Origin of the sequence: Parabacteroides sp. 20_3 (genome assembly GCF_964238835.1) — a bacterium.
In the GTDB taxonomy this organism is placed as follows: domain Bacteria; phylum Bacteroidota; class Bacteroidia; order Bacteroidales; family Tannerellaceae; genus Parabacteroides; species Parabacteroides distasonis.
In genome coordinates, this window is record NZ_CAXSNO010000002.1 from 706,122 (window position 1) to 718,012 (window position 11,891).

The 11,891-nt window shown below is 48.0% G+C and carries 8 protein-coding genes; 3 read left to right on the top strand and 5 right to left on the bottom strand.

The features are described 5' to 3' along the window. Positions 1-27 precede the first annotated feature (27 nt). Positions 28-1,143 carry an efflux RND transporter periplasmic adaptor subunit gene (locus tag ACESPU_RS06690; RefSeq protein WP_057325954.1) on the top strand — a complete coding sequence of 372 codons (1,116 nt, stop codon included), beginning with the start codon at positions 28-30 and terminating at the stop codon, positions 1,141-1,143. A 7-nt stretch (positions 1,144-1,150) separates the two neighbouring features. After that, complete coding sequence (locus ACESPU_RS06695) at positions 1,151-4,288, top strand: efflux RND transporter permease subunit (protein WP_005866206.1); 3,138 nt, start codon at positions 1,151-1,153, stop codon at positions 4,286-4,288. 108 nt (positions 4,289-4,396) lie between these two features. Here ACESPU_RS06695 and ACESPU_RS06700 read toward each other — a convergent pair whose 3' ends face one another. After that, entirely contained in the window at positions 4,397-4,798 is a 402-nt protein-coding gene (locus tag ACESPU_RS06700) for an FKBP-type peptidyl-prolyl cis-trans isomerase (protein ID WP_005866204.1), read from the bottom strand. A 987-nt stretch (positions 4,799-5,785) separates the two neighbouring features. On the opposite strand from ACESPU_RS06700, the gene ACESPU_RS06705 reads away from it, so the two are divergent. Next, complete coding sequence (locus ACESPU_RS06705) at positions 5,786-7,252, top strand: catalase (RefSeq protein ID WP_005858216.1); 1,467 nt, start codon at positions 5,786-5,788, stop codon at positions 7,250-7,252. 71 nt (positions 7,253-7,323) lie between these two features. Here ACESPU_RS06705 and ACESPU_RS06710 read toward each other — a convergent pair whose 3' ends face one another. The 4 genes from ACESPU_RS06710 to ACESPU_RS06725 are packed head-to-tail and all read right to left on the bottom strand — an operon-like array spanning position 7,324 to position 11,889. After that, the gene (locus ACESPU_RS06710; protein ID WP_005866200.1) at positions 7,324-7,698 is read right to left on the bottom strand and encodes a YbaN family protein; all 375 of its coding nucleotides are present in this window, start codon (positions 7,696-7,698) and stop codon (positions 7,324-7,326) included. Further along, positions 7,698-8,672 (bottom strand): methionyl-tRNA formyltransferase, encoded by a 975-nt coding sequence (gene fmt / locus ACESPU_RS06715; RefSeq protein ID WP_122369330.1) that lies wholly within the window; start codon positions 8,670-8,672, stop codon positions 7,698-7,700. Before fmt ends, ACESPU_RS06710 begins: the two co-directional genes overlap by 1 nt. 30 nt (positions 8,673-8,702) lie before the next feature. Then, the gene (locus tag ACESPU_RS06720; protein ID WP_005858223.1) at positions 8,703-10,487 is read right to left on the bottom strand and encodes a chloride channel protein; all 1,785 of its coding nucleotides are present in this window, start codon (positions 10,485-10,487) and stop codon (positions 8,703-8,705) included. 1 nt (position 10,488) lies between these two features. Next, entirely contained in the window at positions 10,489-11,889 is a 1,401-nt protein-coding gene (locus tag ACESPU_RS06725) for a sugar transferase (RefSeq protein ID WP_005866194.1), read from the bottom strand. Between the last annotated feature and the right edge of the window lie 2 nt (positions 11,890-11,891).

Here is an 11,891-nt window from a genome sequence, read left to right on the forward strand (position 1 = left end):
TATAAATAATCATTAAAGACAAAAGATATGAAGACATTTGTTTACATAGGGATTATCGGAGCCTCCGCCTTATTACTGGCGTCTTGCAAGGGGAAAAGCAAGCCGATGGAAACGCCCGTGCCCTCCATAAGCGTATCCACGCCGATCGTGAGGGACATTACCTTGACGAAAGAATACCCCGGATACCTTAGTTCACAACTGAAAGTAGACTTGGTAGCCCGTGTCAACGGATACTTGCGTACCTCTTACCTCAAGGCCGGAAGCCGGGTGAAGAAGGGCGATCTTATCTTCGTGATCGAACCGGACACCTATCAAGATAACGTCACCCAAGCCGAGGCTTCCGTAAAGACCTCCAAAGCCCAGCTGGAATATGCACGCAGCAACTACGAGCGTATGAAGGAGGCGGCTAAGAGCGGCGCCGTAAGCCAGATACAAGTGATCCAAGCGGAGGCTACCGTATCGGAGTCTGAGGCTGCCGTGAAGAATGCCGAGGCGGAGTTGAATACCGCACGGACCAACTTGAGCTATTGCTATATCCGTGCGCCTTTCGACGGTGCGGTTACCCGGGCCAGCTACGATATAGGTAATTACATCAACGGAGCCGTCCAGCCGGTTACCTTGGCCACCTTATACAAGGACGACTTGATGTTCGCCAATTTCAATATCGAGGATAACCAGTTCATGAAGATGATGCTGGAAGCCGCCCGCAACGATAGCACCGTGAAACTTCCGACCGAGATCCTCGTCAGCATAGGCAAGGATGGCGGCAATGCGTATACGGGCCGGCTGGATTATCTATCCCCAAATATCGACCTATCGACCGGTACCCTGAACGTACGTGCCAATCTGGATAACCCGAAGCATGTATTGAAGAGTGGCTTATACGTCACCATCACCCTGCCGTATGCCGAGCAGCCGGATGCGGTCTTGGTTCGCGACGCCTCGATCGGTACCGACCAATTAGGGAAGTACCTTTATATCGTGAACGACTCCAATGTCGTACGATACCGTCCTATCGAAGTGGGACAACTGGTAGACGATACGCTTCGCCAAGTGACTGCCGGTATCGGCCCCAAAGATCCCTATGTCACCTCCGCCCTGCTTAAGGTACGGGATGGCATGACTATCAAACCTATAAAATAAGCAAGCTATGGTAAAGTTCTTTATTAACAGACCGATATTCGCCACCGTACTTGCTCTGATCATCGTCGTGGCGGGTTTGGTCACCCTCAATATATTACCGATCGCCCAGTATCCGGAGATCACGCCGCCTACCGTACAGGTATCCGCCGTTTATCCCGGGGCGGACGCACAGACGGTAGCGCAAACCGTAGGTTTACCGATCGAGCAACAGGTAAACGGCGTGGACGGTATGCTTTACATGAGTTCAAACTCCTCCAGTTCGGGGGCTTACTCCCTAACGATCACCTTCGCCGTGGGAACGGATATCGACATGGCGACCGTCATGGTGCAAAACCGGGTGAGTATCGCCCAGAGCAGCTTGCCGGAACCCGTGATCGTACAAGGTATCACCACCCGCAAGCAATCCTCCAATATCGTGATGATGCTTACCCTAAGTTCCAAGGATTCCATTTACGACGGGTTGTATTTAAGTAATTACGCCACCTTAAATATGATAGACCAGCTAACCCGCCTGCCGGGTGTAGGCTCGGTACAGGTAATGGGAGCCGGAAACTATAGCATGCGTATCTGGCTAGACCCGGAGGCGATGCGTATCCGTAACTTGACGCCGGACATGGTCTATCAAGCCATATCCACGCAAAACGCCCAAGTATCCGCCGGTTACGTAGGCCAACCGATTCTACGGGCGGATAACCCCTATCAATATACCTTGACCGTGAAAGGACGGTTGACGACACCGGATGAGTTCGGCAATATTGTCCTTAAGACCGGGCAAGGTGGCAAGATCCTGCGATTGAAGGATATCGCCCGCATAGAGTTGGGTAGCTCCTCTTACAACGTGGTCTCTAAATTAAGCGGACAGCCGACTGCTGCGATAGCGATCTACCAGTTGCCGGGCTCCAACTCCTTGGATGTATCGAAGGTGGTAAAGGCCAAGATGAAAGAATTAGGCAGTTCCTTACCCGAAGGCGTGGAATACAAAGTGACCTTGGATACGACCGAGGTGATCGACGCCTCCATCCATGAGGTGCTTATCACGTTCTTGGAGACAACCTTGCTGGTAGTCTTGGTTATCTTCTTATTCTTACAGAATTTCCGGGCGGTAGTCATCCCGTTCATTACGATTCCGGTCTCATTGATCGGTACGCTGGCGGTCATGGCGGCTTTAGGCTTCTCCATTAATACGTTGACCTTATTCGGCTTGATTCTGGCGATAGCGGTGGTGGTAGACGACGCCATCGTGGTGGTAGAGAACTCCACCCGGCTCCTCGATACCGGGAAATATACGGCCCACGAGGCGGTATCGAAGGCCATGGATGAGATCGTAGGGCCTATCGTGGGCGTGGTATTGGTATTATTGGCGGTATTTATCCCGACAACGTTTATCAGCGGTATCTCCGGGCAGCTCTATAAGCAATTCGCCTTGACAATCGCCGCCGCTACCGTATTAAGCGGATTTAACTCGCTTACGCTTACGCCCTCGCTTTGCGCCCTTTTCTTGGAGAAGAATACGGAAGAACCAAAATTCTTCCTCTTCAAAGGATTCAATAAGGTATACGGAAAGACTCAGAAGATGTACGACTCGATCGTGGAGCGGATGCTGAAACGACCGGGAGCGGCGATGATCGTTTACGGTATCATCACGGCGGTAGCGGTTATCTTGTTTATGCGCTGGCCGACAACCTTTATACCCGAAGAGGATGACGGCTATTTCCTAGTCGTATCCCAATTACCCCCGGCGGCGAGCTTGAACCGGACGGAGGCGGTCACCAAGCAGATCGACGAGATCCTAAAGACATACCCCGAGGTGAAATCATTCATCAGCGTTAGCGGATTCTCCGTGATGGGTGGAGGGGAGCAATCCAATACGGCCACCTTCTTCGTGATCCTAAAGAACTGGAACGAACGTAAAGGTAAGGAGCATACGGCAGAGGCCGTGACCAACCGTTTCAACCGGGAGGCATCGGCTATCCAAGAAGCGCAGGTATTCGGTATGGTACCGCCCGCTATCCCGGGGTTGGGCGCTTCGGGCGGCTTGCAACTGCAATTGGAGGATCGTAAGAACCTAGGTCCGACGGAGATGCAGCATGCCGTGGAGACATTGCTGGCCAGCTACCGCTCGAAACCGCAATTGCTGAACCTTTCTTGTATGTATCAGGCCAATACCCCGCAGTATCTACTGAAGATAGACCGGGATAAGGTGCAGATGCTCGGTCTTCAGTTGAATCAAGTATTCTCCACGCTCAGCTATTATATGGGAGCGGCGTACGTGAACGATTTCGTGGAGTTCGGACGTATTTACCAAGTTAAGATCGAGGCGAACGGAGAGGCGCAGAAAGTGATCGATGATGTACTCCGTTTGAGTCTGGCGAATAGTAAAGGAGAGATGGTACCCTTCTCCTCTTTTATCGAATTAGACGAGCAATTGGGATTAGACCAGATCAACCTATATAATATGTATTCATCGGCGGCTATTACTTGTATCGCCAACCCGAAATATAGCTCTGGAGAAGCGATCCTAGCGATGGAGGAGCTGATACAGGAACAATTAGGTGATAATTTTGGATATGAATGGACCTCGGTCGCTTATCAAGAGACGAAAGCAGGATCTACGACGGTGATTATTTTCGCCATGGCGTTGCTAGTCGCTTTCTTGGTTCTCTCGGCTCAATATGAGAGCTGGACAAGTCCGTTGGCGGCTATCATGGGTTTGCCGATCGCCTTGTTGGGAGCTATTATCGGCTGCTGGGTGATGGGGGTTCCGGTAAGCGTATATACCCAGATCGGTATTATCTTATTGATCGCCTTGTCCGCCAAGAATGGTATCTTGATCGTAGAGTTCGCCCGGGATTTCCGAAAGGAAGGTAATCCGATACGGGATTCCGCCTTAGAAGCCGGACACGTTCGTTTACGTCCGATCCTGATGACCTCGTTCGCCTTTGTATTGGGTGTCATGCCTTTGCTTTTCGCTACCGGAGCAGGAGCGGCCAGCCGTATATCCTTAGGTGCGGCGGTAGTATTCGGTATGGCTATCAATACGATATTCGCCACGATGTTCATCCCTAACTTCTATGAACTGATGCAGACCATCCAAGAGAAATGGCTGAATAAAGGAAAGAAGACGGATGTTACGCCTAAACAATAGAAAGTTTCCAATCCTCTAATGAGGCAAAAAGAGAATAGCCATGGGTTTAGCCATGGCTATTCTTTTTTACTCCCTTCGGATACATTATTATATATTCTATGATTGGAATTAGGCGATTCCCAACAACTCTACCTCAAATATTAATGTGGAGAAAGCAGGGATCGGACCCGAGGCACGATTACCATAACCAAAATTGTAAGGGATATAGATTATCCATCTATCCCCTACCCGCATTTCTTGAAGAGCCAATTGCCAGCCTTCAATCACTTGGTTCAAGCGAAAGGCTTCCGGGCAACCCCGTTTCCATGAGTTATCAAATTCCCTTCCATTAATCAACGTTCCTTTATAATGTACGGAAACGACGCTTTCCCGATTAGGAGAGACTTTGCCTGTACCCGCTTGTATTACCTTATATAATATACCACACGGTAATGTCCGGATTCCCTCTTCCGAAGCGATCTCGTCCAAATACAATAGATTCTTCTCTTTGTACTCCTCTTTTCTACTCATATATATTACATTATCTTACATTTAGCTCCGCAAATGTAGCAAATAGAAATAGAAACGCAATGGCATGGTAACACAATAGACATGCCAAACGTTCAAATACTATCATTATATGAATCTGATTCCCGCATTTTTTATCATAGATCAAGAAAACATAGGAATCCGCAAAAAACATGCTATAAAACATACCACGTATGGAATAACGCCGTATATTTGTGTCGTAAAACATAATTGTAAAGCAAATATGGTAAAGAGATTGTTTAAACGTTACATCGATTTGCTAGGGTTTCAACCTTGGACAATTTGGGTTTACCGCATGTGGTAAACCTCACGATGAAAAAGAGGAAGGTTTAGGTTAAGGTTATCAGAAGTCCGGGATTAGGTTAGTAATAGGTTAAAAGGTTAAAGGTTTAGGTTTTCAATTCATTCGTTACTCGGACTTCAAAAGTTATGTGAGATTTAGAACGTGTCGAAAGGCACAGATTTATTAATTAAAAAGAAAATGAGCTATGAAAAGTTTTATTAGACATTTTTTGGATAGCTGCTTGAGATCACTCGCTGCTATCGGTCAGTCGGAGTTAACAAAATGGGGTTACAATAAATAAGTAACACCCCATTTTACCGGGAAGGTGAACATTTGATTTTTTCAAACCATACCGCGGTTGCTTGGCATCTTGCCAGACAACCGCTTTTTTGTATCCATACCTTTTAAACAAGGTATCTTAGTTTCATAGAGAAAGTATCCTAAGTTCATTGGCGAAGTATCTTAGGTGTATGGGGCGATGAAACTAAGATACTTTTATAACTCATGCGCCTATCCCCACTGAGTTTCTACTACCCATCTATATATTTATAGATATTAACTATTTGACAACTGTCTAACAACATCTTATTTTTGTCAGGAAGTTAAAAACAATTGTTGTTTCTAAACAGTTTTATTTAAAGATTACTTTATCTAAAATTCTTTATTGCGACATAAAAACTAAAGTTATGGAAGACAAAAAACTAACTGCCGCCAACGGACGCCCTGTTGCGGACAATCAGAACGTACAAACAGTGGGGCCACGTGGCCCGATGGTATTACAAGACCCTTGGTTCATTGAGAAGCTAGCGCACTTCGACCGTGAAGTGATCCCAGAAAGACGCATGCACGCCAAAGGTTCCGGCGCATTCGGTACCTTTACCGTTACACATGATATCACAAAGTATACGAAAGCGGCTATTTTCAGCGAGGTAGGCAAGAAAACTGACTGCTTTGTCCGTTTCTCCACCGTAGCCGGAGAGCGTGGAGCAGCCGACGCAGAGCGTGATATCCGTGGATTCGCCATGAAATTCTACACAGAGGAGGGTAACTGGGACTTGGTAGGCAACAACACCCCCGTATTCTTCTTGCGTGATCCCCTAAAGTTCCCGGACTTGAATCATGCGGTCAAACGTGACCCGAAAACGAATCTACGAAGCGAGGATAACAACTGGGATTTCTGGACTTTGCTTCCCGAGGCCCTGCATCAAGTAACGATTACGATGAGTTCTCGCGGCATTCCTTACTCTTATCGACATATGCATGGTTTCGGTAGCCATACGTACAGTTTTATCAACAATAAGAACGAACGTATCTGGGTGAAGTTCCATCTCAGAACCCTGCAAGGTATCAAGAACTTGAGTGACGAGGAAGCGGCTGCGATCATCGCCAAGGATCGTGAATCCCATCAGCGTGATTTGTTCGAGAGTATCGAGCGTGGGGACTTCCCGAAATGGAAATTCCAGATCCAATTGATGACTGAGGAGCAGGCCGAGACCTATCCGATCAACCCGTTCGACCTCACGAAAGTATGGCCGCATAAGGACTTCCCGTTAATGGATGTCGGTATCCTCGAGTTGAACCGTAATCCGGAGAATTATTTCCAAGACGTGGAGCAGGCCGCATTCAACCCGATGAATACTGTCGAAGGTATCGGCTTCTCCCCAGACAAGATGTTACAAGGTCGTCTATTCTCTTATGGCGACGCCCAGCGTTACCGCCTTGGCGTGAACCTAGAGCAGATCCCAGTGAACAAGCCCCGCTGTCCGTTCCATGCCTATCACCGTGACGGAGCGATGCGTGTAGACGGAAACTATGGAGCCGCAAAGGGTTACGAACCTAACAGCTTCGGCGAATGGAAAGACTCTCCCGAGAAGAAGGAACCGCCTTTGAAAGTACACGGGGATGTTTATAATTACAACGAGCGTGAGTATGATGATGATTATTACAGCCAACCGGGTGCCTTATTCCGTTTGATGCCGCCAGAAGAGCAACAGTTATTATTCGGAAATACCGCCCGTGCGATGGGTAACGCCCAACTGTTCATCAAGCAACGCCACGTACGCAATTGCTACAAGGCAGACCCTGCTTACGGTAAGGGAGTAGCTGAAGCTCTAGGAATCAGCTTGGAAGAGGCCTTGAAAGAAGACCGATAAAGTAGTAAGGCTACGATAGAAAGCGATAAAAGAGAGATAACCCCAGTAATCCTATGGATGAACAGGTTATCTCATTCTTTTTTAGTAGGATAAGAGAGGATATGCCATGAGACCCCGATACTGATAAGCCCTAACAAAGCTTTCACCCACCAATAGCCGACTAGCAAAAGGGAAGTAATGATCGTAGATAGCCACATGATAGCGATCGTGATAATCTTGGAACGCAAAGGAATAGCCTTATCTTCCACAAAGCCCTTAATATGCGGCCCGAAATAACGATTGCTCATCACCCGGTTATAAAGTCTCTCCGAGCTACGGACATAAAACCAACAAGTCAGTAACCAAAAAGGAGTGGTCGGGAGCAAAGGGACAAAGATGCCGATCGCTCCCAATATGAGAAAAAATGTTCCTAACGTAATGTATATGATACGTCTCGTCCCGTTCATCAGCCAACCGTATATTCTGCGATTTGCTTGAAACCGTTCAAGAAGTCCGTTATATTCATCCGTTTCTTTCCGGCAAGTTGCAAGGAATGCAATCGAAGGAAACCATCCTTCACGGCCACATCGATATACGATTTATGATCTGTATGGATAGAACCTACCGGGAAGTTATGCGTTGCCGGACGCTTCTCCGTCTGGTAAACCTTCAAGACCATACGTTTGCCATCCGCTGAGATCAATTCCGTCCAAGCGGCAGGATAAGGAGAAAGCCCACGGACGAAATCATAGATCTTCTTCACCGGTTGGTTCCAATCGATATGACAGGTATCTTTGAATATCTTCGGGGCCGGACGCAACTCGGCGGCATCCTTATAGAACTCCTCTTGAGGGATAGCGTCTGTTTTTCCATCCAACAGTAAGTCCACGGTCTCGGTAACCAACCCCGCCCCCATCGCCATCAAGGCATCGTGAACGGTTTCTACATCGTCGGTATCAGCGATCGGCAGATGTTTCTGACGGATGATCTTACCCGTATCAATCTCATGCGTAAGAAAGAAAGTAGTCACGCCGGTCTCCGTATCACCATTGATAACCGCCCAGTTGATCGGAGCGGCACCCCGGTATTGCGGAAGCAAGGAGGCATGCAGATTAAAAGTTCCCAGACGGGGCATATTCCAGACCACCTCCGGCAGCATACGAAACGCCACCACGATCTGCAAATCCGCCTGCAAGGCACGCAGTTCCTCTAAAAATGCCTCGTCCTTCAATTTCTCTGGCTGCAAGACCGGAAGACCCACCGATACGGCATATTGCTTCACAGCGCTCGGCTGAAGCACGCTACCATGACGGCCCATTGGCTTATCCGGCATCGTAATGACACCTACCACATTATATCCACCTTCTACCAAGGCACGCAGGCTCTCCACGGCGAAATCGGGAGTGCCCATATATACGATTCGTAAATCCTCTTTCTTCATATACAATAAATTGGATCTGTTTTTAACAAGTTAGTCCCCGGAAAAGTTATCGACCAATACCTCCCGATAGGAATTAAATATCTTCGATTTCGACATAAAGCCGATATAATGGCCATTCTCATCGACCACCGGAAGATTCCACGCTTTCGTATCATCAAACGTCTGCATGATCTGATCCATCGGCGTGTTGATTACGATCTTGGCCGGGGCGGAAACCATGAACTTCGATACATGGAAACGATTATACAACTCCGGACGGAACATGATATTCCGGATATTATCCAGCAAGACGATACCCAGCAACACGCCCCGCTCGTCCACGACAGGAAAGGTGTTACGTCCGCTTCGGGAAATGACCTTTACCATATCGCCCAACGTCATCTCCGGAGACACCATCTGGAAATCTTTCTCGATCACGCTATCCGCCCGTAGCAAGGTAAGCACCGCCCTATCCTTATGGTGCGTCAGCAACTCGCCTTTCTGCGCCAAACGCATGGAGTAGATGCTATGAGGCTCGAACATAAGGATCGTGATATAGGAACTGATCGAGACGATCATCAAGGGGAGGAACAAATCATACCCACCCGTCAGCTCGGCAATCAAGAAAACCCCGGTCAAAGGAGCGTGCATCACCCCGGACATAATGCCCGCCATACCCAGCAAAGCGAAATTCTTCTCTGAGATATACATCGTGAACGGGAAATAATTAGACGTATGCGCAAAGATAAAACCGGCGATACAGCCCAGATACAAACTAGGAGCGAAGATACCACCGCAACCCCCTCCGGCATTCGTGGCGCTGGAAGCGAATACCTTCGTAAGCAAGATCAAGGTCAAGAAGATCAAGACCCCGAAATACGTATCGTTCAGATCGTAAAACAAACTCTTGTCCATGATATGCGAGAACTGCCCGTTCAGCAACGAGCCGATCGTATCATAGCCCTCACCATATAGTGGGGGGAACAGGAATATCAAGATACTCAGCATCACGCCGCCCAACATGAACTTCTTCCAATACGTACCCAACTTCCGGTACATCCCTTCCACCTTGTTCATCACACGGGTAAAATAAAGGGATACCAATCCGCAAAAAACACCCAGCAAGAGCACGTAAGGAATACGCTCGATCTCGAATGCCTCGGTCTGAGAAAACTTAAACATGGCCTCGGTACCGGTAAAGATATAAGACATCGTAGCCGCCGTCACCGACGAGATCAGCAAAGGAAGCACGGAAGTCATCGTAAGGTCCAGCATCAATACCTCGATCACGAACACCAACCCGGCGATAGGCGCCTTGAAGATACCGGCGATCGCTCCGGCGGCACCACATCCCACGAGCAACATCAACGTCTTCTGCTCCATCCTGAACACCCGTCCCAGATTAGAACCGATAGCCGCCCCTGTCAATACGATAGGAGCCTCCGCCCCGACCGATCCACCAAAGCCGATCGTCACGGAACTGGCTACGATAGACGTCCATGTATTATGCGGCTTGATACGGCTCTTTCGTTGCGAGATGGCATACAAGATCTTCGTCACCCCATGGCCGATATCGTCACGCACGATATATTTCACGAACAAGCCGGCCAACAAGATACCGATCACCGGATAAAGCAAATAGAGATAGTTCACGCCATCAGCACTGAAATTACCCGTCAATACATGTTGTATGAAATGGATCAATTGTTTCAATATGATAGCGGCCGCAGCTGTGCAAATTCCCACGATAAAGCTGATAATAAGGATAAAATGCTTCTCCTTGATGCGCTTTTCCCGCCATAACAACAATTTATAGAATAACCCTTCGTTAGCCATTTTAAATACCTTTACCTGTAAACACTGTTTTAACTGTATAAATGAGAATCGTTATGTCCAGAATCAAGGACATATTCTCATAGTATAATATATCATATTCCAAGCGCTCGATCATCTCATCCACACTGCCGGCATATCCATATTTCACCATACCCAACGAGGTGATTCCCGGACGTACGTTATGCAGCAGATAGTAGAAGGGGGCTTTCCTCACGATCCGCTCGATGAAATATTTACGTTCCGGACGGGGGCCAACTAGCGACATATCCCCTTTCAGCACGTTCCAGAACTGCGGTAACTCGTCCAAGCGGTATTTCCGCATCACCCGTCCGAAGGGAGTGATACGGGAATCGTCCTCGGAAGAGAGCAACGGACCTTCTTCCTCGGCGTTCGTATACATCGTACGAAACTTATAGATCATGAAAGGCTCGCCCATGTATCCGATCCGTTCCTGACTGAAAAACACCGGGCCGGGGGAATCCCGCTTCACCCGCCAAGCGATATACAGGAACAAGGGAGATAAGAGCACCAAGAAAATCAGAGATAACATCTTATCCATAAAGAGCTTTACATTCTGCTCGATGGGCAAGAAGTTGTTATCCGTCACGTCCACCAGCGGAACGCCCTTTATCGCCTTGATCTTTACTTGCGATAATGAACTGGATTTATCCGCCAATATCTTGATCGGCCGTTTATAGCAATATAACGAATACAGGATATCCATCAAACGGCTATTATCCACCGTCTCCAAGGCGACAACCAGCTCATCCACCTTTTTCTCCTCTACAATCACCGGCAAAGATTCCAGCCTACCGATCACACGATCTCCGGCGACCCCGCCTTTTTTCTCCGTACCATCGGAGACAAAACCGACGATATTATAACCCAACCCATACAGGTCGTCGGCAATACACGCCGCCTTCTTCCCCGCCCCAATCATCAATACGTTCAACGCCCATTCCCTGCACTTTATCTTCCGTAACCCGGCCTGCGTAATCAATAACCGGGGAATATACGTCAAGACAAACTGTAATCCCCATAAAGAGAAAAACATATCATAATACACATGATAGGAACGGGGCAAGTCATTCAGCACTAAGGCAAAAAACAAGATCACGACACCGATCGACACGCTCCCAAGGGTAGAGAACAACTCAGTAAGCCTCGACTTACCGAACGGTTTATTATAATAACCGGAAAACCAATATAATACGAACCAGAAAAACGGGATCAATAGCTGCCCCTTCAACGAGGGGATATGCAGCAAAAAGGCCCCGACGGTATCAAACCCTTCATACACCGCCACCTCCTCATAGCGTATCAGGTTAAATAATAACCAGACTACCGACGACGCTATAAAATCCGAGACAATATATTTTCCGGCTTGTACGCTTTTCTTCATCC

What these genes read in the sequence shown, in the direction of transcription:
- ACESPU_RS06690 (WP_057325954.1), top strand. Translation starts at nt 28, where the DNA reads ATGAAGACATTTGTTTACATAGGGATTATCGGAGCCTCCGCCTTATTA.
- ACESPU_RS06695 (WP_005866206.1), top strand. Translation starts at nt 1,151, where the DNA reads ATGGTAAAGTTCTTTATTAACAGACCGATATTCGCCACCGTACTTGCT.
- ACESPU_RS06700 (WP_005866204.1), bottom strand. Translation starts at nt 4,798, where the DNA reads ATGAGTAGAAAAGAGGAGTACAAAGAGAAGAATCTATTGTATTTGGAC.
- ACESPU_RS06705 (WP_005858216.1), top strand. Translation starts at nt 5,786, where the DNA reads ATGGAAGACAAAAAACTAACTGCCGCCAACGGACGCCCTGTTGCGGAC.
- ACESPU_RS06710 (WP_005866200.1), bottom strand. Translation starts at nt 7,698, where the DNA reads ATGAACGGGACGAGACGTATCATATACATTACGTTAGGAACATTTTTT.
- fmt (WP_122369330.1), bottom strand. Translation starts at nt 8,672, where the DNA reads ATGAAGAAAGAGGATTTACGAATCGTATATATGGGCACTCCCGATTTC.
- ACESPU_RS06720 (WP_005858223.1), bottom strand. Translation starts at nt 10,487, where the DNA reads ATGGCTAACGAAGGGTTATTCTATAAATTGTTGTTATGGCGGGAAAAG.
- ACESPU_RS06725 (WP_005866194.1), bottom strand. Translation starts at nt 11,889, where the DNA reads ATGAAGAAAAGCGTACAAGCCGGAAAATATATTGTCTCGGATTTTATA.